Annotated in this window: 21 protein-coding genes; 8 read left to right on the top strand and 13 right to left on the bottom strand. The window is 74.2% G+C overall.

The features are described 5' to 3' along the window. Positions 1 to 36: 36 nt before the first annotated feature. The 6 genes from VYL96_RS04945 to VYL96_RS04920 all read right to left on the bottom strand — a co-directional run bounded on the left by VYL96_RS04945 (position 37) and on the right by VYL96_RS04920 (position 11172). Positions 37 to 3363 (bottom strand): ATP-dependent helicase, encoded by a 3327-nt coding sequence (locus VYL96_RS04945; RefSeq protein ID WP_131884962.1) that lies wholly within the window; start codon positions 3361 to 3363, stop codon positions 37 to 39. Continuing rightward, positions 3360 to 6638 carry a UrvD/REP family ATP-dependent DNA helicase gene (locus VYL96_RS04940; RefSeq protein WP_243699564.1) on the bottom strand — a complete coding sequence of 1093 codons (3279 nt, stop codon included), beginning with the start codon at positions 6636 to 6638 and terminating at the stop codon, positions 3360 to 3362. Before VYL96_RS04940 ends, VYL96_RS04945 begins: the two co-directional genes overlap by 4 nt. Before the next feature lie 73 nt (positions 6639 to 6711). After that, positions 6712 to 8007: an MFS transporter gene (locus tag VYL96_RS04935; protein WP_063935665.1), complete on the bottom strand. Its 1296-nt coding sequence runs from the start codon at positions 8005 to 8007 to the stop codon at positions 6712 to 6714. Beyond that, positions 8004 to 8894 (bottom strand): TIGR02569 family protein, encoded by an 891-nt coding sequence (locus VYL96_RS04930; RefSeq protein ID WP_063935684.1) that lies wholly within the window; start codon positions 8892 to 8894, stop codon positions 8004 to 8006. Before VYL96_RS04930 ends, VYL96_RS04935 begins: the two co-directional genes overlap by 4 nt. 26 nt (positions 8895 to 8920) lie before the next feature. Continuing rightward, positions 8921 to 10165, bottom strand: a complete 1245-nt coding sequence (locus tag VYL96_RS04925) for a ThiF family adenylyltransferase (RefSeq protein ID WP_131884964.1) — start codon at positions 10163 to 10165, stop codon at positions 8921 to 8923. After that, positions 10162 to 11172: a DUF3152 domain-containing protein gene (locus VYL96_RS04920; RefSeq protein WP_083324505.1), complete on the bottom strand. Its 1011-nt coding sequence runs from the start codon at positions 11170 to 11172 to the stop codon at positions 10162 to 10164. Before VYL96_RS04920 ends, VYL96_RS04925 begins: the two co-directional genes overlap by 4 nt. A 163-nt stretch (positions 11173 to 11335) precedes the next feature. Here VYL96_RS04920 and VYL96_RS04915 point away from each other — a divergent pair, with 163 nt between their 5' ends. Then, on the top strand, positions 11336 to 11995 hold the full coding sequence (locus tag VYL96_RS04915) for a TetR/AcrR family transcriptional regulator (protein ID WP_061228030.1): 660 nt from the start codon (positions 11336 to 11338) through the stop codon (positions 11993 to 11995). A gap of 77 nt (positions 11996 to 12072) precedes the next feature. On the opposite strand, the gene VYL96_RS04910 is transcribed toward VYL96_RS04915, so the two are convergent. Continuing rightward, a complete protein-coding gene (locus VYL96_RS04910; RefSeq protein ID WP_131884965.1) occupies positions 12073 to 12300 on the bottom strand; it encodes a DUF3107 domain-containing protein in 228 nt (75 codons plus the stop codon). A gap of 217 nt (positions 12301 to 12517) precedes the next feature. On the opposite strand from VYL96_RS04910, the gene VYL96_RS04905 reads away from it, so the two are divergent. Then, positions 12518 to 14131 (top strand): DEAD/DEAH box helicase, encoded by a 1614-nt coding sequence (locus VYL96_RS04905; protein ID WP_407935082.1) that lies wholly within the window; start codon positions 12518 to 12520, stop codon positions 14129 to 14131. 29 nt (positions 14132 to 14160) lie between these two features. Beyond that, entirely contained in the window at positions 14161 to 15501 is a 1341-nt protein-coding gene (locus tag VYL96_RS04900; protein ID WP_243699565.1) for an Rv3212 family protein, read from the top strand. A gap of 25 nt (positions 15502 to 15526) precedes the next feature. Here VYL96_RS04900 and VYL96_RS04895 read toward each other — a convergent pair whose 3' ends face one another. Then, positions 15527 to 15955, bottom strand: a complete 429-nt coding sequence (locus tag VYL96_RS04895) for a hypothetical protein (protein WP_109149117.1) — start codon at positions 15953 to 15955, stop codon at positions 15527 to 15529. A 387-nt stretch (positions 15956 to 16342) separates the two neighbouring features. On the opposite strand from VYL96_RS04895, the gene VYL96_RS04890 reads away from it, so the two are divergent. After that, a complete protein-coding gene (locus VYL96_RS04890) occupies positions 16343 to 16591 on the top strand; it encodes a WhiB family transcriptional regulator (protein ID WP_007630625.1) in 249 nt (82 codons plus the stop codon). Between the two features lie 78 nt (positions 16592 to 16669). Here the strand turns inward: VYL96_RS04890 and VYL96_RS04885 are convergent, their stop codons facing one another. After that, positions 16670 to 16885 (bottom strand): biotin/lipoyl-binding carrier protein, encoded by a 216-nt coding sequence (locus VYL96_RS04885; RefSeq protein WP_061228033.1) that lies wholly within the window; start codon positions 16883 to 16885, stop codon positions 16670 to 16672. A 104-nt stretch (positions 16886 to 16989) separates the two neighbouring features. Here VYL96_RS04885 and VYL96_RS17265 point away from each other — a divergent pair, with 104 nt between their 5' ends. Next, positions 16990 to 17064, top strand: coding sequence for a 50S ribosomal protein bL37 (locus VYL96_RS17265; RefSeq protein WP_370650909.1), 75 nt, complete (start codon positions 16990 to 16992; stop codon positions 17062 to 17064). 98 nt (positions 17065 to 17162) lie between these two features. On the opposite strand, the gene VYL96_RS04880 is transcribed toward VYL96_RS17265, so the two are convergent. Both VYL96_RS04880 and VYL96_RS04875 read right to left on the bottom strand, forming a co-directional pair. Continuing rightward, a complete protein-coding gene (locus tag VYL96_RS04880; RefSeq protein WP_061228034.1) occupies positions 17163 to 17489 on the bottom strand; it encodes a zf-HC2 domain-containing protein in 327 nt (108 codons plus the stop codon). Beyond that, complete coding sequence (locus VYL96_RS04875; protein WP_061228035.1) at positions 17489 to 18166, bottom strand: sigma-70 family RNA polymerase sigma factor; 678 nt, start codon at positions 18164 to 18166, stop codon at positions 17489 to 17491. Before VYL96_RS04875 ends, VYL96_RS04880 begins: the two co-directional genes overlap by 1 nt. 105 nt (positions 18167 to 18271) lie before the next feature. Here VYL96_RS04875 and VYL96_RS04870 point away from each other — a divergent pair, with 105 nt between their 5' ends. Then, a complete protein-coding gene (locus VYL96_RS04870) occupies positions 18272 to 18841 on the top strand; it encodes an aminoacyl-tRNA deacylase (RefSeq protein WP_243699567.1) in 570 nt (189 codons plus the stop codon). On the opposite strand, the gene VYL96_RS04865 is transcribed toward VYL96_RS04870, so the two are convergent. Then, the gene (locus tag VYL96_RS04865; protein ID WP_131884967.1) at positions 18838 to 19641 is read right to left on the bottom strand and encodes an SOS response-associated peptidase; all 804 of its coding nucleotides are present in this window, start codon (positions 19639 to 19641) and stop codon (positions 18838 to 18840) included. The two genes, VYL96_RS04870 and VYL96_RS04865, sit on opposite strands and share 4 nt — an antisense overlap. 40 nt (positions 19642 to 19681) lie before the next feature. On the opposite strand from VYL96_RS04865, the gene aroA reads away from it, so the two are divergent. Both aroA and rsgA read left to right on the top strand, forming a co-directional pair. Further along, positions 19682 to 21001, top strand: coding sequence for a 3-phosphoshikimate 1-carboxyvinyltransferase (gene aroA, locus VYL96_RS04860; RefSeq protein ID WP_131884968.1), 1320 nt, complete (start codon positions 19682 to 19684; stop codon positions 20999 to 21001). Between the two features lie 9 nt (positions 21002 to 21010). Then, a complete protein-coding gene (gene rsgA, locus VYL96_RS04855; RefSeq protein WP_061228038.1) occupies positions 21011 to 22060 on the top strand; it encodes a ribosome small subunit-dependent GTPase A in 1050 nt (349 codons plus the stop codon). Between the two features lie 61 nt (positions 22061 to 22121). On the opposite strand, the gene VYL96_RS04850 is transcribed toward rsgA, so the two are convergent. Beyond that, entirely contained in the window at positions 22122 to 23240 is a 1119-nt protein-coding gene (locus VYL96_RS04850; protein WP_131884969.1) for a ferredoxin reductase, read from the bottom strand. Between the last annotated feature and the right edge of the window lie 90 nt (positions 23241 to 23330).

The raw sequence follows: 23330 nt of genomic DNA, 5'->3' as shown, positions 1-23330 counted from the left end.
CCCGCTGAGCCCACCGTCATCGAGGAGAATCGTCGCCTATCGACCACTCTCGGACAACAACCGACCCCGGCCGGGGCCCTCGGAGAGGATACGCAGCAGTTCATCGGCGTCGGGCAGGTCCGCCGGTTCGATGGTCCGGCCGGAGCGCACGTAGTGGAACGCGGCGCGGACGGAGCCCAGCTCGACGGTCCTTCCCAGGCGGGCCCCCACGACCTGCGCCCACGCGTACCGGTAGACCGCCAACTGGAGGGCGACGGCGGGCATGTCCCGCTCCGCGGGCACGCGCCCGGTCTTCCAGTCCACGACGATCCATCCGTCGCCGTCGGCGAACACGGCGTCCATCCGGCCGCGCAGGAGGTGTCCGCCCAGGCCGACCTCGAAGGGCACCTCGACGGCCTCGGGCGTCATCCGCGCCCACCGCGACGCCTCGAACGCCTCCTGGAGGGCGGTGAGGTCCGCCTCGGACAATCCGTCGACGGCACCCTGGTCACCGGCGCCGGGCAGGTCGTCGATGTCGAGCAGGTGGGTGGCGCCGTAGCGGTGCTCGAGCCAGGCGTGGAACCTGGTGCCGCGCCGCGCGAACCGGTCCGGGCGGAACGGCACGGGCCTGCGGAGGCGGTCGGCGAACTCGGCGGGGTCGGTCGCCATGGCGACGATCTCCCCGGCGGTGAGACGGCGCGGGAGGTGGACCTCGTCGCGGCGCTGCGCGGCCCGCCGCGCGTCGGCGAGGAGGGACGCCGCGGCCAGGTGCCAGCGCCGGGCGGGCCCCGACTCCGGTGGCGCCTGGGCCTCCGGGTCCACGGGTGTGGCCGCCTCCACCGCCCGCGCGGCGGCGAGGCGGTCGGGCGCGGCCTCGCGGGGCCACGTCGCCTCGACGGTGCCCGCGGTGGCCGGATTCGTGGGAGAGGGTGTGACGACGAGGTGGTCGATCACCCCGAGCGGTGGTTCTCCCCCGCACGCGTCGAGCACGTCCTTCAGGAATTCCGACGGCCCCTTGGGCGTGGTGGCCGATCCCAGCCAGTGCGATCCGGACAGCAGCAGTGTCTGCTCGGCCCGGGTGACCGCGACGTAGAACAGTCGGCGGTCCTCGTCGAGCGAGCGCCGCTCGACGCGCTTGATGTGTTTCCCCAGCGCCTCTTCCAGCAGCTTGCGGTCGGTCACGCCGTCGAGTCGCGGGACCGGCACCCCTCCGGGGTTGTCCTCGGTCTCGCGGTCCCCCCGCAGCTGCTCGGGCAGCTGGGTCGCGGCGCGGACGGAGGTCTGCGGTGGCTGGCCGGAGGGGAAGACGCCCTCTGCCAGGTGCGGCACTGCGACGATCTCCCATTCGAGGCCCTTGGCGGAGTGGACGGTGAGGATCTGCACCCGGCCGGGTGTGGAGGCGACCTCTCCGCGGGCGAGCCCGCCGTCGATGGAGCGGGCGAGGTCGAGGTACCCCAGAAACGCGTCCAGCCCGGTTCCGCGCTCGGGCCGGAAGCCGGCGGCCACCTCCTGGAGCGCGTCGAGTTGTTCGCGGGCCTCGCCACCGCCGGCGCGTTGGCGCAGGCGGACCTCGGCGTCGAGCCCGAGGGCCTGTTCGGCGGCCGCGACGAGCCGCGCGGGCGGCGCGGACGCGCGGGCGCGGAGCCCGGAGATGATGGCCGCGAGTTCGCTGATCCGCTGGGCGCCGGCGGGGCTGTACTGGTCCTCCGGGCCCGGATCGGCGAGCGCGTCGGCCAGTCCGGCCGAGTCCGTCTCCTCGCCGCGGGCGAGGGCGTCGAGGAGGTCGTCGAGTTCGCGGGGGTCGGAGACGGCCCCGGTGGCCGTCTCGGGCCTGCGCAGGGACAGCTGCGACGCGCGTCGGGCGAGGGCGGCGAGGTCGGCCGCGCCGAGCGCGAACCGGGAGCCGCTGAGCAGTCGCAGCAGCGCGGGGCCGGCGCCCGGGCGGGCGACCACGGTGAGCAGGGCGACGACGTCGGCGACCTCGGGCACGTCGAGCAGCCCGCCGACGCCGACGATCTCCACCGGCAGGCCGCGGGCCTCCAGTGCCTCGGCGATGGCGGCGGAGTCGCCGTTGCGACGCACGAGGACCGCCGCGGTCGGCACGCGACCGGCCCGTTCCGCCGCGCGGTACCGGTCGGCGAGGGTGTCGGCGAGCCACTCGCGCTCGTCCTCGGCCGTGTCGAGCAACGCGACCCTGAGGTCGGCGCGTTCGGCCCCGGGCCGGGCGCGGAGCTCGGGCACCGGGATGGATCCGGGACGGTCGCGCAGCGGCGCGGTGATCCGGTTGGCCAGCGCGAGGACCTCCGGCGGGTTGCGCCACGAGGTCGTGAGTTCCCTGAGATGCGAGGGGCGTCCCCCTGGCAGCGGGAAGTCCTCACGGAACCGGTCGAGGTTGGACGCCGACGCCCCCCGCCACCCGTAGATGGACTGCATGGGGTCGCCGACCGCGGTCACGGCCGGGACCGGGTCGGCCCCGGCGCCGAACAGGGAGGACAGGAGCACCCGCTGGGAGTGCCCGGTGTCCTGGTACTCGTCGAGCAGCACCACACGGAACGCGCGGCGCTCGGCGAGCCCGACCTCGGGGTGGTCGCGGGCGACGGTGGCGGCCAGGGCCATCTGGGAGGCGTGGTCGAGCGCCGACTCCGCCCGCATGCGGGCCGCGACGGCGTCCACCAGGTCCGCGAGTTCCTCGCGGTGGCCCTGGATCTCGGCGGTCCTCCCGAGCCACGCGGTGGGTGTCGCCTTCTGCCGCGGACCGGGCGGGAGGGTCGCGATGAGGGTCGTGATCAGGTCCGGGTGAGCGCGCAGGTCGTCAGTGCTGACGAGGTGGTCGGACAACTGCCCGGCAAGGGCCAGCACGTCGCGGGTCACCGTGCCGGGATTCGATCCGGTGGTCAGCGGGCTCTCCCACCTCGACACCACGTCGTGCGCGAGCTGGAAGGCGGCGGTCGGGGTGAGCAGCCGCGAGTCGGGTTCGACGGGTACGAGCAGCCCGTAGGTGCCGAGCAGGGTGCCGGCGAAGGCGTGATAGGTGGAGATCTGCGGGTCCTCGGTGCGGATCGCCTCGGCGATCGTGGGGTCCGCGCCGGGCCCGGTGCACAGCGCGCTGCGGGCGAGCGCGTCCAGGCGGCGGCGTATCCGCCTGGACAGCTGCTGGGCGGCCTTACGGGTGAAGGTCAGGCCGAGGATCTCCCCCGGTCGCGCGTGTCCGTTGGCCACCAGCCACACGACCCTGGCCGCCATGGTCTCCGTCTTGCCGGCGCCCGCCCCGGCCAATACGAGAGTGGGTTCGGTCGGCCCGGCGATCACCTCGGCCTGCTCGGGGGTGGGTCGATGGATGCCGAGCGCGTCGGCGATGGCGGCCGGGTCGATCGTCGCGGTCACCCGATCACCTGCTTCCCCTCGGGCTGCGCGGGGCAGCTGGATCTGACGCTGCAGTGCTCGCACCACCGGCCCACGCGCGCGGTGTAGCGGGGGCCGACGGTCGCGCGGCCGGCCTCCTGAACGCGATCGACCAGGGCCTCGGCGCCGTCGCTCCCGAGGGGGTCCTGCACCCGCTCGGTCGGCATCCGGCCCTCGCGGCCGGCCAGGTAGAGCAGGAGCCCGCCTCCGGGTTCGCGACCGTCCGCGGCGGCCACCGCCCCGCGGGCGACCGCGAGCTGGTACAGGGCCAGCTGCGGATTGACCGCTGCGTCCTTCTTGCTGGCCGCCGCGGCCGAGGTCTTCACGTCGACGGGGACGACCTGCCCCGCGGAGGTCGCCTCGAGCCTGTCGATCCGCCCGCGGACCCGCACCCCGCCGCCGGCGTCGAACTCGAACGGCTCCTCGACCGCGGCGGTCGTGTACTCGTCGCGGGTGGACGAGCGCCACCTGCGGAACGTCTCGGCCATCTCCACCATCGTCTCGGCCCCGCGCTCGGCGAACCACCCGCGGGACAGGGTCAGCGCCTCGGCCCGCCGGCAAACGGTCGAGCGGATCGTGTCCTCGTCGATACCGCCCTCCACGGCCTGGGTCAGGGCGTGCACGGCCGACCCCCGGACGAGCGGGGCGGCCGATCCGGCGTCGGACGAGTCTCCCCCGACCGACTGCAGGAACCACCGCAGCGGGCACTCCTCGAGGGCCCCGAACCCGGACGGCGAGAGCACCGCGATCGGCCGGTCGGGGGCGTCGGGTGTGAGCGGCGCGTCCGTGGAGGGTTCGGTGGCGCCGAACCACGTGCGGGGGTCCGCCTCCTCCACCCCGGCGTCGCGGAGGCCGACGAGCAGGCCGGCCGCGTGGCGCGCGTCGGCGGGGTCTGTCGACGGGTCGTGGAGCGCGGCCCGGAGATCCACCGCCAGGTGCGGCAGGGAGAACACGGTGGGCGCGTGGCGGGACGGACCCACCGGGGCGCCGGGGGACGCGACCGCGGTGGCGACGGTCGCCAGGTCGGCGATCTCGTCGATGAAGCGGGAGGGGGCGACGTCGCCCTCCTCGGGCGACTCCACGGCGGTGACGAGCAGGTGCTCGCTGGCGCGGGAGCACGCGACGTAGAACAGGCGGCGCTCCTCGGCCGACCGGGCGGCCGCGGAGGACACGGCCCGCTCCGCCTCGGACGGCACCGGTCCGTCCCCGGCGATCTCCGTCAGGTCGACCAGCTCGTCGATGCCCAGCAGGCCGGACCGGCGGCGGGGCGCCGGCCAGACACCGTCCTGGACGCCGCACACCGCGACGGCACGCCACTGACGGCCCACCGCGGCGTGCGCGGACAGCACGCTCACCGCGCCGCCCCGTGCGCGTGTGTCGGCGCGCCGCGGCGCGGGCAGGTCCTCGCCGGAGACGACGTCGCAGAACAGTCCCACGGAGCCTCCGGGGACCCGGTCCACGAAGTCGGCGGCGTGGTCGAACAGGGACACGACCGCGTCGAGCGACCGGTCCGCGGATCGCGACCAGGGGTCGGCGGCCACCGCCTGCCGGACGAGGCGGCGCTCCAGCCGGGAGGCCGTCCACGCGGCCCAGAGGACTTCCTCGGCGGTCCCTCCCGCGCGCAGCTCGGCCTGCACGGCCCGGCGCGCGCGGCGGACCCGGGTGACGGGGGCGAGCTCGACGGCGGTGAGCCCGGGGGGGAGATCGTCCTCGTCCACCAGGACGAGGCGCCGCAGGGTCTCGGCGCTGGGTTCGGTCCCGCCGATCCCCGAGCGGCGCAGTCCGCGACGGAGACGACGCATGGCCACCGCGTCCGCGCGGCCGATCGGCCCCGACAGGAGCGCCAGGACCCGCTCGGCGTCGCTGCCCTCGGCGCCCTCGAGCGCCGAGCGCACCAACAGCAGCAGCGCCGAGGCGACGGGGTCGTGGGCCGGCGGGATCTCGGCGCCGGCGTCGACCACCGGGACGCCGGCGGCGTCGAGCGCGGCCAGCAGGGCGTCGGCCACACGCGGCAGCGAGCGGGTCACCACTGCCATCTCGCCGTAGTCGATACCGTCCAGGACGTGCCGGCGGCGCAGGAAGTCGGCGACGACGGCGGCCTCCGAGGCGGCCGACCCGGCCACGCCGACGCCCACCTTCCCGTCCGGTCCACCGTGCGCCTCACGGGGGTGCGCCTCGCGGGGCCGGTGGCGGGCGGCCCCGGGCAGGCGGGAGGCGATCCGCGCGGCGACCGCCGTGACGGCCGGGGACATGCGGTGGCCGACCGGGAGGTCGACCGCGCGGCCGCCCTGCTCGATCACTGCGCGCGCCAGGCCGCCGTCGGCGCCGCGGAACCGGAAGACCGACTGGTCGCCGTCCTCCACGACGAGCAGGACGTCGGCGCCGCCGCCCACCGTCGCGACGAACTCCGCGGCCAGCGGATCGAGGTGATGGGCGTCGTCCACGGCCACGAGGCGCCGGGAGCGGAAGATCTCGCGCAGCTCCGGGTCGGCCGTCAGCGCATCCAGCGCGGCGCCCACCAGCTCGGCGGCGTTGAGGGCCTCCGGCACGTCCGCCTGGGCGCCCCGCACGCCCGACCGCAGGGCCATCTGCTCCTCGTGCCGGCGGAAGAAGCCCGCGGCCGCCACCCACGCCGGCCGGCCCGCCGTGCGGCCGAGCCGCGCCAGCTCGCGGGGCCCGATCCCCCGCTCGAGCGACCTCAGCAGCAGGTCGCGCAGCTCGCGCGCGAACCCGACCGTGGACAGCGCGGGACGCATCTGTTCGGGCCAGTGCGGCGCCCCGTCGGACAGCTCACCGAGCAGGGTCTCGCGCACCAGTGCGTCGTGTTCGGCGCCGGTACGCAGCCTCGGCGGCGGGGCGTCGGCACGGGCGGCGGCGAGCCGCACCACGGCGTGGGCGAGCGAGTGGACCGTCCGTACCGGCGCGTCGGTGCCCACCACGAGCTCCGGCGGCATCCCGCGGGTGGCCTCCTCGAGCAGCGAGGCGGAGGCCGTGGCCGAACCGGTGAGCACGAGTACGCCGTCCATCCCCACACCGCCGGTGACCGCGGCGCGGACCACGTCGACGATCAGCGAGGTCTTGCCGCTGCCCGGGCCGCCGCGGACGACCCACCGGTCCTGCCTGCCGGCGCGGGGGGCGCTCCAGTCACGGCCGACGAGGTCGCCGAGACCGGCCGGCCAGGTCCGGCTGCTGTCGGGCCGGCCGGATCCGGTGGTGGGCTGGGCGGGGGCGGATGGAGTGGGGGCGGGCGCTGTCACGGCTCGATGAGACCACACGACTCCGACATCGCACCCCCGCCCGGAGTGACCGGTCCGGTACGACGGCCGACCGTCAGCGGAGGGTGTCCTCGAGCATGTTCGGCCGGCACGCGGTCCGCGACACGATCAGCATGAGGAGCAGCACGACGGTGAGGAACGCCAGCCCGGACGCCAGCCCGGGACCGTCGAACAGCACCCCGAACACGATGGGCCCGAGGCACGCGGCCGTGTACCCGACGCCCTGGGAGAAGCCGGACAGCGCGGCCGAGCCGGCCTGGGTGCGGGTGCGGAGGTTGATCAGGGTCAGGCAGAGCGGGAACGTGCTGGGCCCCACGCCGAGGAGGCAGATCCACAGCCACGGGGCGAGGTCGGGCGCCCAGAGCAGGCCGGCGAAGGCCCCCAGGTAGGACACGACGGAGACGACGACGACGGCGTACGGGTCCTCGAACCGGCCCGCGATGTAGGGGACGGCCAGCGCGGCGACGAGTCCGATCGCCGAGTACACCGCCAGGGCGAGGCCGCCCTCGGCGCGTGTCATGCCGATCGATTCCGCCACGGCCGGGAGCCACGTGAAGAACGCGTACGTGCACAGGGAATTCGTGCCGAAGAACAGGGCGAGCGCCACGCCGACGGGCGAGCGCCACGGGCGGATGCGGCGCGCCGGCGCGGTCGCGGTCGCCGCCCCGGCGCCGCCCCCCGCGGACGCCTCGCCGGTGGCGGGCCGGGGATCGCCGGTCGGTGCGCCGGTGGCGGGCGCGCCGGCGTCGGTCGGTGTGCCCGGGCGCAGGATCTCGACGACCCACGGCACGGCAGCGATGACCGCCAGCACCGCCCACCAGCCGATGGAGACCCGCCACCCGGCGGCCTCCTCGACGGGCACGGCCGCGAGCGCCGGCACCACCGTGCCCAGCTGCAGTCCGGTGATGTAGGCCATGCTCACGGCCGCCACGTGCCGGGGGAAGTACTTCTTGACCAGGGGCGGGGCGACGACGTTGCCGATGCCCATCCCGGCCAGGGCGACGAGCGACCCCGCGCCCATCAGCCACGGGTCGTGCGCGAGGGCGCGGATCACCTGCCCCACCGCGGCGGCGATCATCGCCAGCACGGTGAGCACCTCGAGGCCCACCCGCCTGAGGACCATCGGCGTGAGCACACCCCAGACCGCGAACATGAGGGTGGGGATCATCCCGAGCAGGCCCATGCCGGCGGCACCGAGGCCGATCTCGGCGTCGATCACCCCGAGCAGCGGGCTGAGCGAGGTGACGGCGGTGCGCAGGTTCAGCGAGACGAGGACGACGCCGACGAACGCGACGAGCGGGAACGTGACGGCGCCACGGCGGGATCCAGCCCGCGGGGAGCGGGCGTTCACGCGGCGGTGTCCGCCACGAACTCGCCGACCTGCCGGGCCATGGCCTGGAGCCCGTCCATCGCCGCGGGCCTCGATCCCGGGTGCAGCGCGTGCACCGCGAGACGGAAGACCGCCGCCCGCAGGACCATCTGGGGCCAGTGCTCGAGGTGCCGCCACCGTGTGAGGACGCCGGCGTCGACCGTTCCCCAGGATAGGTGGTCCACGGCGACGACCGCCGCCGACCACGACGCCGGCCGTGCGTAGGGCACGACGTCGGACAGCGCCGGCTCGGCGGAGGCGTCGAAGAGCAGGCCCCGGGCGAGGTCACCGTGCACCACGCCCGCGCCGGGGACCGTGACCGGGCGCCGGTGCCGGATGAGTCCGGTGGCCCCGAGCAGGGCGGCCGCGCGATGCGTGGCGAAGGGGGTGCCCCGGTCCTCCATCCCGGGCGCCAGATCGTGTTCGGGATCGCCGTCCCAGGCGGCGGCCTCGGCGAACGAGAACAGGTCGGTCTCGGACCACGGTCGCGTGGCGGGCCGACGAACCAGCCGGGGTCGCTCGACCTCGGTGAGGGCGGCGTTGATCCTGGCCGACCACGCGATGGTCTCGTCCGCCCGTGCCTCGGGCCGACCGGACACGGCCCGGTCGGCGCGCCACCCGCTGACGACGTGCCGGCCGTCGCGCGACCGCACCGGCAGCGAGACACGCAGCCCGGTCACGTCGAGCTCCTCCCGCACCCGGGCGGACCAGTTGGCCAGTGCCGTGTCCGCGACGGGGCGCAGCACCACGGCGCCGCCCGGCGCGGGGATCAGCCAGCCCGTGCCGGAACCGGCGACCACGGGGGAGGCCGTGCCGTCCGCCACGCCGAAGGCGCCGCGGACGTGCTCGGGGACGGTCACGTCGTTCACGCCGACCACGGTACCCACCCCGGTCGTCAGTACCCGGGCAGGGACGGGTCCACGTCGCGTGTCCACGCTTCGATGCCGCCCGCGAGCGACCGGACGCCGGGGAAACCGGCGGCGGACAGGGTCGCCGCCGCACGCGCCGACCGGACCCCGGACTTGCAGTACACGACCAGCGGACCGCGCTCGGCCGCCCGGCCGAGGACGCCCGTCGGGTCCCCGGCGACCTCGGCGACCGAGTCCAGCGGCACCCACACGGACGGGTCGATCCTCGCGATCGACCTCTCGCCGGCCCCGCGGACGTCCACCAGCACCGGTGCCACCGCGCCGGGTCCGGACGACCCGGTCGGACCCGACCCGGCCAGCTCCGCCGCGAGGTCGGTCGCGGATACGGTCGGCACCTCCGGCAGCCCGGGATCCGGGAGCTCGCAGGAGACGTCCCCGGCGCCGTCCGGCAGCTCGGTGACCGGCTCGCGCGACGGGTCCGGGCGGACCGTGACCGTCCGGTTGGTGGACTCGAGCAGGTCCATGAGGACGAGACGGCCGAGCAGGGGCCGCCCCGCCCCGGTGACGAGCTTGACGGCTTCCATCGCCATCATCGACCCGACCGTGCCGCAGAGCGCACCCACGACCCCGGCCTCGGCGCAGCTGGGCACCGAGCCCGCGGGCGGCGGCGCCGGGTACAGGTCCCGCAGGGTCACCGCCTCGGCCGGTGCGGGCGGGCGGGACCAGAACACGGCGAGCTGTGCCCGGAACCGGTCGATCGTCCCCCAGATGAGCGGGATCCCGGCGATCTCGCACGCGTCGGAGACCAGGTAGCGGGTCGCGAAGTTGTCGCTGCCGTCGATCACCAGGTGGTGCCCCTCGAGCAGGGAACCGATGTTCAGCGCGTCCAGCCTGGCGTGCACGGCGTCGACCCGGACGCCGGGGGCCAACTCGGCCAGCCGGTCCCGGGCCGAGTCCACCTTCGGCCGGCCGACGGCCCCGACGGAGTGGATCACCTGCCGGTGCAGGTTGCCGAGGTCCACCTCGTCGTCGTCGACGACCGTGATCCGCCCGACGCCGGCCGCGGCGAGGTACATGAGCACCGGCGCGCCCAGGCCACCCGCGCCCACGACGAACACCGACGCGGCGCGCAGGCGCCGCTGCCCCTCGTCGCCGATCGCCCCGAGCAGCAGGTGCCGCGAGTACCGCGCCCGCTCCTCCGCGCTCAGTTCGGGCACCGGGTCCACCAGCGGCGGCAGCGACCGGTCCGCCGACCCACCCGCGGCGCTCATCGCGCCACCGTCGCGCCGTCGGGGAACGGCCACGCGTTGTACCGGCACGTGTCGTCGTTGTCCGGGACCACGCCCTCGGGATCCAACCGGTGGATCTCGGCGTTGTTCACCCCGAACGTCTGCTGCATCATGATCGGCGCCAGCGCGCCGTCCGCGGGGCACGGCTCGTGCGCCGGGAAGCCGATCGCGTGGCCGACCTCGTGATTGACGAGGTACTGCCGGTAGGAGCCGATGTCCCCCTCGAACGACCGCGCACCCCGCACCCAGCGCGCGAGGTTGAGGTACACGCGCCCCGTCGCCGAGTTGTAGCAGCTCGCCTCGAGCTCGATGTCGTACCCGCAGTTCTCGCGGACCGTCATGGGGCTGGTCAGCGAGACGCGGAACGCGGGCTCGCCGCGGGTGATGCGCTGGAAGGCGACGGCCCCGTCGGCCGTCCAGCTCTTCGGGTTGGCCAGGGTCGCGTCGATCATCCGGGCGACCGAGTCGTCCCCGCCGAAGTCGACCGTGTCGATCCCGTCCTCGACCTCCACCGTGTAGGTGAACTGCTCCGCCGTCGGCCGCCCGACCGGGTCGGTCCCGCCGGGCACGAGCCGGAACTCCCCACCGGCCGCCTCGACGAACGGGCCGCCCTCGGGCAGCTCGCCGCTGGGCGGCACCTCGCCGGCCGCGGGCGCACCGACGATCGCCGGCGTCTCCTGGGCCCGCACGGCCCCGTCGTCCGGCTGCGCGTCCGGCGAGACGACGGCGTCGGCGATGACGAGCGCGGTGAGCACCACGAGCACCGGGATCGCGTACGCGCGCCAGCCCCACGTGGCGAAGAACCGCCCGACCGGCGTCTGCTTGCGCAGGTGGTCCCGGGACCCGGGCACCGACCGGCGGCGCCCCGGGGTCGACTCCTCCGGGTCCCACGGCGCGCGCAGCGGCTCACCGTGTGGCGGGTAGTACGGTGCCCGCTGACGCGCGCCGGGTTCCGCACCGGCCGGCGTCCGACGACGGCCGTCGCTCATCCGTACACCTCCACGTCCGCTGACGATCGGCCACTGCCGATCACGGTCTCCACGATCCCACATACCGGGTGAGGCGCGTCCCGCCGCACTCCACAGGTGCAGGTATTGTCCGTCTGACCCGGTCGGCTGTCGACTCTCGCCCGGGCGGAGAAGGAGCCACCAGATGACGAGCCCGGACGGACCGGCCCCGGCCGCCCCGGGACGCGCCCGAGCGGCCCGGCTCCCCCGCGGCGCGCGGCGAAGCCAGCTGATCGACGCCGCCGGAACGGTGTTCGTCGAGCAGGGCTTCCACGCCTCCGGGATGGACGACATCGCCGTCCTCGCCGGGGTGTCCAAACCGGTGCTGTACCAGCACTTCGACTCCAAGCGGGACCTGTACATCGAGGTCCTCCGCCACCACGTGGACGCGCTGCTCGGCCGGATCCGGGCCGCGCTCGACTCGACCTCCGACAACCGCCGCCGCGTCGAGGCGGCCGTCGACACGTTCTTCGCCTACGCCGACAACGACACCCGGGGCTTCCGACTGGTCTTCTACTCGGAGTCCGGGGACGAGGACGTCCGCCGCGAACTCGACCGGGCCACCGAGGGGTGCATCGACGCGGTGCACGACCTGGTGCGGGGGGACTCCGGCCTCGACGTGCACCGATCGCGCCTGCTCGCCGTCGGGCTGGTCGGCGCCAGCCGGGTCAGCGCCGGCCACTGGCTCGACGCCGGTCGGCCGATCCCACGCGAGGACGCGGTCTCGACCACGGTCACCCTGTGCTGGGGCGGCCTGTCGAAGATCCCGCGCCACGGCGGTGACCGGCCCGCACCCGAGGCCTGACCCCGAGCCGCGCGCGGCCCGCCCGCCCGGGAGCGCGGACGCTCGGCGGACGGTCGGCGGACGGACGGTCGCCGGCGTCAGGACAAAAAGCCCACCGGTCGCCGGGCGGACTCGCCGATCTCCACATACGCCACCCGGTCGGTCGACACAAGGTAGCGACGGCCCTTCTCGTCCTCGAGCTCGAGGATCCCCTCGGCGTCCGCGGTCAGGGCCGCCTCGACGCGCTTGTGCACGTCGTCGGGCTCCATCCCGGTCTTGAACACGAGCTCACGGTTGCTGTCGGCGATGCCGATCTTGACCTCCACGGTGCCTGCCCTTCTCGTCGTAGGCGCATGTCACGCCGTCATCGATGATGCGTGCGACCCAGGCTAGCCCGAGCCCCGCCCGGGGCGGCGGCACGGGATAGGATGGGCGCACGTGGACCACTCTCCGCGCCCGGCCACACCGGCGTCGGGTACGGCGGGTCCCGTGGAAATGTGCGCGCGCCCCGCTCGCGAGGCCGAACTCCGACGGCCCGACACCATCCGCGCGCGAGACGAGAAAGGCACCGCCCTGTCCACCACAGATGTCACCACAGAAGACGTAGACGGCATGGCCACGACGACCGCGGTCGTCGACGCCCCGTCCTCCGACTCCTCCCCCAGCTTCGCCGAGCTCGGCGTCCGACCCGAGATCGTCACCGCCCTCGCCGAGCGCGGCATCACCCACACGTTCGCCATCCAGGAACTCACCCTGCCGCTCGCCCTGGCCGGCTCGGACCTCATCGGTCAGGCCCGCACCGGGATGGGCAAGACCTACGGGTTCGGCGTGCCGCTCCTGCACCGCATCTCCACCGGCGAGGCGACCCGTGAGCTCGACGGCACGCCCCGCGCGCTGGTGATCGTGCCCACGCGAGAGCTGTGCATCCAGGTCACCCAGGACCTCAAGATCGCCGCCACCGGGCTCACCGCGTCCACCGGCTCGGGCACCGGTCCCCTCAAGGTCCTCGCGATCTACGGCGGCACCCCGTACGAGCAGCAGACCGAGGCCCTCGAGAAGGGCGTCGACGTGGTCGTGGGCACCCCCGGGCGCCTGCTCGACCTGGCCAACCAGTCCAAGCTCGTGCTCGGCAAGGTCGAGGCCCTGGTCCTGGACGAGGCAGACGAGATGCTCGACCTGGGCTTCCTCCCGGACATCGAGAAGCTGCTGCGCATGGTGCCCGAGAAGCGGCAGACCATGCTCTTCTCCGCCACCATGCCCGGGCCGATCATCACCCTGGCCCGCACGTTCCTCACCAAGCCCACGCACATCCGCGCCGAGGCCGCCGACTCCGGCGCGACCCACGAGAACACGACCCAGCACGTCTACCGGGCGCACTCGTTGGACAAGCCCGAGGTCGTGGCGCGCATCCTGCAGGCCGAGGGCCGCGGGGCCACCATGATCTTCTGCCGCACCAAGCGCACCGCCCAGAAGCTCGCCGACGACCTCGCCGAGCGCGGCTTCCGCGTGGGCGCGATCCACGGCGACCTCGGCCAGGGCGCGCGCGAGAAGTCACTCAAGGCGTTCCGCTCCGGTGACGTCGACGTCCTCGTCGCCACCGACGTCGCGGCCCGCGGCATCGACGTCGACGACGTCACCCACGTCATCAACTACCAGTGCCCCGAGGACGAGAAGACCTACGTCCACCGCATCGGCCGCACCGGCCGCGCCGGGCGCACCGGCGTCGCGGTCACGCTCGTCGACTGGGACGACCTGCCCCGGTGGGGACTGATCGACAAGGCCCTCGGGCTGGACTTCGGCGAGCCCGCCGAGACCTACTCCACCTCCGCCCACCTGCGGAGCGACCTCGGGATCCCCGAGAGCGCCGGAGGTCGGATCGGCGCCCCCACCGGCACCGGGTCCGGCCGCCGCACCGAGGACCGTGGCACGCGCGGGTCCGGCCGCGAGTCGGGCTCCGGATCGCGCCCCGCGCGCCGGCGCACCCGCGGCGGCGGGTCCGGAGAGGACGGGCCCTCGACGCCGGCCCCCGCCGCCGACTCCCCCACCGCGTCCGGTGACGCGGACTCCCCCGCCCCCTCGGGGGACGCCCCCGCGCGGCGCCGCCGTCGCCGTCGCCGGCCCTCGTCGTCGTCGCCGGATCAGGCCGGCCGGGACTGACCCGCCCGTCCGCACCACGCAGGTCACACGTGCGCGCATCCGACGACGCCCCCACCGGCCGCCGCCGGCCGCGCCGGGGCGTGCCCTCCGAACGCCGCACCCGGCGCGACCTGGTCACCGCGGCGGTCATCACCGTCGTCATGGTGGCGGCGACCGGCGTCGTCCTCCTCACCGGGAGCGCCGCCCGCTCGGACTTCTCCGCCGCCGACGCCGGACAGCCCGTCTACGGACCCGCCACCGCGCCACCCACATCGCTCCGCGCCCTGTGGTCGCACCCGTCGGCGGATCCGGGCGCGCCCCTGACCACCAAAGGCAACCTCGTCACCGTCACCGACGACGGCACGCTCGTCGGTCGGGACGCCGGCTCGGGCGAGCAGACGTGGTCCTACTCCCACGCCGGGCCGCTCTGCGCGGCGACGTTCTACGCCGACATCCTCGCCGCCGCCTTCGACGGCGCGGCCGGGTGCAGCGACGTCACCGCGCTCGACCCGACCACCCAGCAGTACAGCAGCACCCGCCAGAGCGCCTTCCCCGACACCATGCAGCTCACCTCCACCTGGCGGCACGCCCTCGCGTCCAGCCCCGCACGGCTCGAGATCTGGCGCGACGACCTCGTCCGCACGGTCGAGTACGGGGCCGTCGAGGCGCCCCAGGAGGCGGACATGCAACCGCGCACCGGCTGCACCCTCGGGACCGCCGACCTCACCGACGAGCGCTTCGCCGTGGCCGAACGCTGCCCCGGCGACGACTCGGCTCGGCTGACCCTGTCCGAGACGGTGCCCGAGGACAGCCGCAAGCCCGAGGAGATCGCCTCCGACACCACGGGCGCCGACGGGCTGTGGATCATCGACGTCAGCGACGACGGGGTCCTCGCCCTGACTGATCGGGGCGGCGCCTGGGCGGTCGAGTGGTTCACCTCCCCCCGTGACTACGCCCCGGTCCTGCCGCTGCCCGCCGAGCCCGCCGCCAAGCCCGACCCGCGGACCGTGGCCGGCGACGACACGCAGGCGCGCTGGTTCGACGGCACCGCCACACACGCCTTCTCCGCCGTCACCGGCGCGCACTCCTGGACAGCCCCGGCGACCACCGGGCCCGGCCTGACCGGCGGCTGGTCCCCCGACCCCGACGTCGCCACCGCCCGCGACTGGGTCCTGGTGCCCGACGCCGGTGGCTTCCGCGTCCTCGAGCACGACACGGGGGCCGGGCCCCGGCAGGTGCCCGTCACGCCCGGCGAGGGCGCGGGCGGGGAGCCCTCCGGGGGCGGCCCCTCCGCCGGGGGCGGGCCGGACGTGACCGGCCTGTCCCAAATCGGCGACATCCTCTACGAGCACCGGGACGGCGCGGTCCACGCCTACAAGATGCTGGCCTGACGCCGGGCGGGTCGCGCCGGGAGGGTCAGACGGCGTACCACTCGACCGCGTCGCGCCGGAAGAGCGACACCAGCGCCGTCGCAGACACCACCGCCAGGACGATGCCGGCGAGGTACTGCCCCGACCCCACCCCGACGTACCAGGCCACGAACAGCAGCAGGAGCTCGGCGATCACGACGAGCCCACGGCCCCATCGCCGACCGCGGAGCAACCCGACCCCGGCGGCCAGCAGCCCGCCGCCGAGGATCGCGAACCACACCGCGGTCCCGTAGCCGCTGATGACGACGGTCTCCTCGCGGTGCCCGCCCAACGCCCGGACGAACAACACCACGGCCACGCCGACACCGATCAGTCCCTGGGCCGAGGAGATCCACCCGGCGAGGCGGACCGGCGTGGGGATCGCCGTGCGGGGATCGGCCGGAACACCACGGTCATCTGGTCGTCTCACGTTCACCTCTCCAGACTAAGCGGGCCCCGCCACGCCACCGAAACCACCAGTCGGACCGGGGTCCAATTAGGCCATTACCGCCTCTGGTGTGCGGTTTTCCGACGATTTGACAAGCCGCGTGACGTTTACCACATAGACGCGCAAACGTATTGACTTGTCATGAAATCGTGGGACGATCATTTGTAACAGCGCAGACACACCGTGTTTGCCTCGCCTTAACCGGGAGCCCCTCCGACAGGAGCGAGCCCGCGGAAAGGGTACAGATCCCCCACCACCCGCCGGGTGCCATCGATCACGCACGTCCGCCAGTGGACTCTACATGTCCGCGAGTCGGCGGCGGCTGGTCGTGCTGCCCGGCGCACCCGATCACGGTCTCACATCAAAGGAGTTCCCATGGACTGGCGCCACAAGGCCATCTGCCGCGACGAGGATCCCGAGCTGTTCTTCCCCGTCGGCAATTCCGGGCCCGCCCTCGCGCAGATCGCCGAGGCGAAGATCGTCTGCAACCGCTGCCCCGTCACCGCCGAGTGCCTGTCCTGGGCCCTCGAGTCCGGCCAGGACGCCGGCGTCTGGGGCGGCATGAGCGAGGACGAGCGTCGCGCCCTCAAGCGTCGCCGCGCCCGCACCCGCACCGCCGTCTGACACGGACCACATACGCCGAAGGCCGGCCCCCTCCCCCACGGGAACGGGCCGGCCTTCGGCGTGAGGGCGGGCAGCCCGTCAGTCGATGACCGCGATGAGGTCGCCCGCCTGGATGACGTCCCCCGGCTTCACCGCCACCTCGGTCACGGTGCCGGAGGTCTCACACAGCACCGGGATCTCCATCTTCATCGACTCGAGGAGCACGATCGTGTCGCCCTCGGCGACCTCGGTGCCGACCGCCGCGACGACCTCCATGACGTTCGCGACCATCTCGGCACGGACCTGTTCAGCCATACGGATTATTCCTCTACTTCCTCGAAGGCGGCCCCCGGACACCTCCAATGCAACCACACGGGCCCGCGCATGGAAGACTTGTACACCGACGAAAGGAGGCGACCATGGGCAAGCGTGGCCGCAAGAGGCGGGATCGCCGCAAGAAGAACGCTAACCACGGCAAGCGTCCGAACAGCTGAGTTCAGGAACGCACGAACGACGAAGGGGCGGGCACCGAACAGGTGCCCGCCCCTTCGTCTGTGTCCGGCGCGGCCGTGACGTCGACCGCCCGGCCGGTCTAGGTGAGGTCGCGCCGCTCCACCGTCGTGCGCTGGTGCACCACGGTCGTGCCGTCGACGTCCGTCGTGGTCACCGTCGTACGCCGGATCTCCACCATGAGACGCTCCCGCAGGCCCGACGGCGCCTTCTCGCAACACGAACTCGAGAGCTTGGCCTTGAGACGCCGCTCCGACAGGAACATCTCCCGGCAGTCCGGGCAGCCGGCGAGATGGTGCTCGAGGCGCGAACGGCAGGCGTCGTCGCATTCGAGATCCACGAGCAGTGAGAGGTCGCGCATCGCGGCGCGACAGTCGATCTCGTCGAGGCGCGGATCGTGCTCCTTCATCACTTCGCCCCCTCCTCACGGTCACGGCCGAAGCCGCGCTCGGTGGCCACGTCGCGCAGGAGTTCCCGCAACTGCTTGCGGCCGCGGTGCAGACGCGACATCACGGTCCCCAGGGGGGTGTCCATGATCTCGGCGATCTCCTTGTACGGCAGGTCCTGGACGTCGGCGTAGTAGACCGCCATCCGGAACTCCTCGGGGAGCTCGGCCAGCGCCGCACGGATCTCGTCGTCCGGCAGCAGCTCCATGGCCTCGACCTCCGCCGAACGCAGCCCCGTCGAGGTGTGCTCGGCCGCCGCGGCGAGCTGCCAGTCGGTGATCTCGTCGGTCGGGTACTGCGCGGGCTGCCGCTGCCGCTTGCGGTAGTGGTTGATGTAAGCGTTGGTGAGGATGCGGTGCATCCAGGCCCGGAAGTTGGTCCCCGGCTTGAACGAGTGGAACCCGGCGAACGCCTTGGCGTAGGCCTCCTGCACCAGGTCCTCGGCATCGGCGGGATTCCTGGTCATCCGCAAGGCGGCGCCGTACAGCTGGTCGAGCAGTGGCATGGCCAGCTCCTCGAACTGCTCGGCGCGCTGGTCGGCCTCGTCGGGCTGCAACTCGGTCGGCAACCGGAACTCCTCACCTGTCGATGTCCCGGAGTCTAACCGCACATCCGGGGCGTCGAGGACCGCGGTCCGCATCGCACCCTCCTTCCCGTCCCCGGACCATCCCGGGGCACTCGCCCAGAAACAACGCGGGCCGCCGCACCCGTATTCCGGAGCGTGAGGGAACTACGCTGGTCGACCGTGGGCAGGAAGAGCGGACGCGGTGACGCCGCGACGGGTGGACGCGGTGGTGCACGCGGTGGTGCCGCGGCGACCCCCGCGATCGCCGCGCTGCGGGCCGCCGGGGTCGCCCACGAGGTCCACATCTACGACGCGAGCGGCGAGACCGCATACGGCGACGAGGCCGCCCGCGTGATGGGCGAGCGCCTGGGGGTAGATGCCGACCGGGTGTTCAAGACCCTGGTCCTGGCGACAGCGCGTCCGCCGGCGGGTTCCCGCGTCGCGCTGGCGGTGGCGGTGCTGCCGGTGACCTCTTCGCTCGACCTCAAGGCCGCGGCCGCCGCCCTCGGGTGCGGCAGGGCCACGCTCGCGCCGGTCGACGTCGCCGAGAAGACCACCGGCTACGTGGTGGGTGGCGTCTCCCCCATCGGCCAGAAGCGTCCCCTGGCCACGGTGGTCGACGCCTCCGCGCTCGGTCACCGCACGGTCCTGTGCAGCGCCGGGCGGCGCGGCTGGGAGATCGAACTCGACCCCGCGGAGCTGGTCCGGCTCACCGGCGCGGTGACGGCCCCGGTCACGACGTCCCGCTAGAACAACATCCCCTCGGTGGGGTCGACGGGCCGGACGAGCTCCGGCCCCTCGTTGCGGACGTTCGACACCGCCCGGGAGACCGGGCGGATCTCGACGGACTCCGCCCACTCCCCGAGATCCCCGCCCGCGCCGTCGACCAGCGCGCGGGGGTCGCCGATCACGGCGGGATCGAGCCAGTCCGCCACCAGGTCCGGGTGGACGGCCAGCGGCATCCGGTCGTGGACGCGCCGGAGCGGGCCCAGCGCCTCGGTGGTGAGGATCGTGCACGACAACTGGGAGACGGACGGGTCGACCGGGTCGCGCCGCGCCTCCCACAGTCCGGCCATCAACAGGCCGCGGTCGCCCGGCAGGCTCATGAAGTACGGCTGCTTGGGCCCCGCCTTAGCACCCGGGGAGGCGGGGTCACCGGGCACCCACTCGTACCAGCCGTCCATCGGCACCACGCAGTGCCGGCGGGCGACGGCGGCGCGGAACGCCGGCTTGGAGGCCGCGGTCTCCACGCGGGCGTTGAACAGAGTGGGCAGGCGCTGGGACTCCTTGGTCCACGACGGGACCAGCCCCCACCGCATGGCCCGGAGCACCCGTCGCGGGGCGGCGGGGCCGACGGCCTCGTCGAGGCTCTCGCGCGGCACGTCCAGCGTGAGGACCGGGACGGTGGTGGTGGGCGCGATGTTGAACCGCGGCGTCGGCGGCGCGGTGTCCGGGTGAAGGCCGACGGGCGGGGCGGACGCCTCGTCGACCGCGTCCAGTTCCAGCGCGAGCTGCGCCGGCTCGGAAGAGAGCGAGAACCGTCCACACATGCCGACATCCTCGCACCCGAGTCCGCCGGGAGCGCCCGCGATGGGCGACAATGGCCGGGTGAGTCATTGGAGCGCCCCCGTCGCCGCAGCCCCCGTGGACGCCGACGTCATAGTCCCCGGATCCAAGTCGCTGACCAACCGCGCCCTCCCCCTCGCCGCCCTGGCCGACGGCCCCTCCCGCCTGACCGGCACCCTGCGCAGCCGGGACACCGACCTCATGATCGGCGCCCTGCGGTCCCTGGGCGCCCGGATCGAGGGCCCCGCCGGCGATCTCCGCCCCGACGACACCGACCTGCTCATCACCCCGGGGCCGCTGCGCGGCGGGGAGATCGAGTGCGGGCTGGCCGGGACGGTCATGCGCTTCGTCCCGCCGATCGCCGCTCTCGCCACCGGCCCCTCGACCTTCGACGGCGACCCCGCCGCGAGGATCCGCCCGCAGTCCACGGTGCTCGACGCGCTGCGGGCCCTCGGAGCCGAGATCGACGGCGAGCGCCTGCCCTTCACCGTCTCGGGCGCTGGGTCTCTGCGCGGGGGCCGCGTCGAGATGGACGCCTCGGCCTCCTCGCAGTTCGTCTCCGGCCTCCTGCTCTCGGCCGCCCGCTTCGACGAGGGCGTCGACCTCGTCCACGTGGGGGCCTCGCCCGTCCCGTCCGGACCGCACATCGAGATGACACTGGCGATGCTCCGCGAGTCCGGCGTCACCGTCGAGCAGCCGACCCCGTCGTCATGGCGTGTCGCCCCCGGCCCGATCGCGGCCGTCGACCGGGTCGTCGAGCCCGACCTGTCCAACGCCACCCCGTTCCTGGCCGCCGCGGCGGTCACCGGCGGAACCGTCCGCGTCCCGCACTGGCCCGCCACCACGACCCAGCCCGGCGACGCCATCCGCGACATCCTGCGGGCCATGGGCGCGTCCGTGACCCTCGAGATCGCCGACGGTGCGGACCACGGCACCCTCGTCGTCGTCGGCCCCTCGAGCCTCTCCCCCGTCGACCGGGACCTGTCCGCCGTCGGCGAGCTCACCCCCACCGTCGCCGCGCTGTGCGCGCTGGCCGACGGCCCGTCGCGCCTCACGGGGATCGCGCACCTACGCGGGCACGAGACCGACCGCCTCGCCGCGCTGGCCGCCGAGCTGGGCGCCGTCGGTTGCGGCGTCACCGAGCTCGACGACGGCCTCGAGATCTCCCCCGCGCCCCTGCGCGGCGCCCCGTGGCGCGCCTACGCCGACCACCGCATGGCCACCGCCGGCGCCATCGTCGGGCTGGTCGTGCCGGGCGTCGAGGTCGACGACATCGGGTGCACCTCCAAGACCCTGCCCGGCTTCACCGCCATGTGGGCCGACATGCTCGCCGGACGGGGCTGACGGGCGGCCATGCCGAGCGGACGGGGCGCGGGCGGCGCACGCGGGTGGGACGAATCAGACGTCCGGATCAGGCCCGGCAAGGGGTCGCGGCCGCGCACCAAGCGCCGGCCCAGCCACGACGACGCGGCCGCCGCGATGGTCGTCGCCGTCGACCGCGGCCGGTGGGGGTGCGTGCTGCTCGACGACGGGCCCGGGCACAGCGCCGGCACCCGCGTCGTCGCCATGCGGGCGCGCGAACTGGGCCGCACGCCCGTGGTGGTGGGTGACCGTGTGGGCGTGGTCGGTGATCTGTCCGGCGCGCGCGACACCCTCACCCGCATCGTGCGCGTCGAGGACCGCTCCACCGTGTTGCGTCGCACCGCCGACGACTCCGACCCCTACGAGCGCGTCGTGGTGGCCAACGCCCAACTGCTGCTCATCGTGGTCGCCGTGGCCGACCCGCCGCCCCGCGCCGGCTTCGTCGCCCGCGCGCTCGTGGCCGCCTACACCGGCGGGCTGGAACCGGTCCTGTGCCTGACCAAGGGCGACCTCGACGACCCGTCCGTGTTCGCCGCCGAGTTCGCCGCCCTCGACGTGCCGGTCCTGCGGGTGGGGGTCGACGACGAGCTGGACGATCTCCACGCCGTGATCGACGGCCGGATCTCCGCGATGATCGGCCACTCCGGGGTCGGCAAATCGACGTTGGTCAACCGCCTGGTACCCGACGCGGACAGGGCGACGGGCGTGGTCTCCGGCGTCGGGAAGGGCCGGCACACGTCCACCCAGTCGGTCGCGCTCGAACTGGCCGCCGGCGGCTGGGTGGTGGACACGCCCGGCATCCGCAGTTTCGGACTGGCACATGTCTCGCCCGACGACGTGGTGGCCGCGTTCTCCGACCTCGACGAGATCGCGGCGGACTGCCCACGCGGGTGCACCCACCAGGGACCGCCGGCCGACCCCGAGTGCGCGTTCGACGCCATCGACGATCCGGCCGTACACCGACGGGCGATGGCCGTGCGCGAGCTGCTCGGGGCGCTGCAGTCCAACGACCCCTGGGCGCTGGGACTGGACCAGGACTGACGCGCCGCCACGGGCACGCGGGCGGCGGGCGGCGCGGGCCCGCGGCGGGCGCCGGGCGGCGTCAGAGCTTGAGCTCGACGTCCCCCAGCGCGACCGACACGCACGTCTGGATCCGCTCGCCCGGGCCGTGATCGGTGCCGTTGCGCAGATCCCGCACGTGCCCCTCGTCCAGGCCCACGACGCAGGTCTGGCAGATGCCCATGCGACACCCGAACGGCATCTGCACGCCGACGCTCTCCCCGCCCTCGAGGATCGTCGTGGCCCCGTCGAGTTCGACGGTCTTGCCGGTGGAGCCGTACTTGACCGTCCCGCCCGAGGCGCCCGCGTTGCGGTCCACGGTGAACCTCTCGACGTGCAGGTCGTCGCGCCCCGAGGCCTCGAAGTGCTCGGTCAGTTCGTCGAGCATCGCCGACGGACCGCAGGCCCACGTGGGCCGCTCGGACCAGTCCGGCACCAGCGCCGCCATCTGCTCGGCGTTGATACGGCCCTCCTCGCTGGTCACCCGCAGGTGGAGGGTGTACCCGGGCTGGGTGCGCTCCAACGCGAGCAGCTCGTCGTGGAACAGCGCGTCCTCACGGTCGCGGATCGAGTGGACGTGGACCACGTCGGGGAACCGCTCGTCGGCCGAGCGCCGGTCCAGCGATCGCAGCATGCCCATCACGGGGGTGATGCCCGACCCGGCGGTGACGAACATCAGCTTGTCCGGCGTCGGGGAGGGAAGGTGGAAGTCACCGGCCGGGGCCTGCAACCGGACGATGGTGCCCGGCTCGACGGTGCCGACGATGTGATTGCTCAGCAGGCCCTCCGGCATCGCCTTGACGGTCACCGAGTACTCGCCACGACCGCTCGTGGGCGCCGAGGTCAGCGAGTACGACCGCCACGTCCAACGGCCGTTGAGCAGCACACCGATCCCCAGATACTGGCCCGGGCGGTACTCCGGGGTGGCGCCCCAGCCCGGCTTGATGACGAGCGTCACCGCGTCGTCGGCCTCGCGGCGCACGGAGACGATCTCGCCGCGCAGCTCCCGCGCGGACCACAGCGGGTAGATCAGCGACGAGTAGTCGTCCATGCGCAGCGGATGGGTCAGACGGTTGAGGAACCGACGTGCGCCCCGGGGCTCGGGGACCCGCGCGGCCGCCACCCGCATGATGCGACTGAGCCCGCTCTTCGACTCGAACATTGGTGCCTCCTCGCGTCCGGCCACCCGCGGCCCGGGGATCGGACCGACGCTGCCAGAAGATGAACCTACGGTAGCGTAGGTTAGCCGTCC

It is taken from the genome of Dietzia maris (assembly GCF_036287335.1).
GTDB classification, from domain to species: Bacteria; Actinomycetota; Actinomycetes; order Mycobacteriales; family Mycobacteriaceae; genus Dietzia; species Dietzia cinnamea.
Note: the sequence above shows the minus strand (reverse complement) of the source record. Positions and strands in the feature narration are given on the sequence as shown.

Bases quoted from the DNA above. Each gene is read 5' to 3' on its own strand.
- VYL96_RS04890 (WP_007630625.1), top strand. From the start codon at position 16,343: ATGGACTGGCGCCACAAGGCCATCTGCCGCGACGAGGATCCCGAGCTG.
- rsgA (WP_061228038.1), top strand. From the start codon at position 21,011: ATGCCGAGCGGACGGGGCGCGGGCGGCGCACGCGGGTGGGACGAATCA.
- aroA (WP_131884968.1), top strand. From the start codon at position 19,682: ATGGGCGACAATGGCCGGGTGAGTCATTGGAGCGCCCCCGTCGCCGCA.
- VYL96_RS04880 (WP_061228034.1), bottom strand. From the start codon at position 17,489: ATGAAGGAGCACGATCCGCGCCTCGACGAGATCGACTGTCGCGCCGCG.
- VYL96_RS04865 (WP_131884967.1), bottom strand. From the start codon at position 19,641: ATGTGTGGACGGTTCTCGCTCTCTTCCGAGCCGGCGCAGCTCGCGCTG.
- VYL96_RS04920 (WP_083324505.1), bottom strand. From the start codon at position 11,172: ATGAGCGACGGCCGTCGTCGGACGCCGGCCGGTGCGGAACCCGGCGCG.
- VYL96_RS04915 (WP_061228030.1), top strand. From the start codon at position 11,336: ATGACGAGCCCGGACGGACCGGCCCCGGCCGCCCCGGGACGCGCCCGA.
- VYL96_RS04875 (WP_061228035.1), bottom strand. From the start codon at position 18,166: ATGCGGACCGCGGTCCTCGACGCCCCGGATGTGCGGTTAGACTCCGGG.
- VYL96_RS04925 (WP_131884964.1), bottom strand. From the start codon at position 10,165: ATGAGCGCCGCGGGTGGGTCGGCGGACCGGTCGCTGCCGCCGCTGGTG.
- VYL96_RS04885 (WP_061228033.1), bottom strand. From the start codon at position 16,885: ATGGCTGAACAGGTCCGTGCCGAGATGGTCGCGAACGTCATGGAGGTC.
- VYL96_RS04850 (WP_131884969.1), bottom strand. From the start codon at position 23,240: ATGTTCGAGTCGAAGAGCGGGCTCAGTCGCATCATGCGGGTGGCGGCC.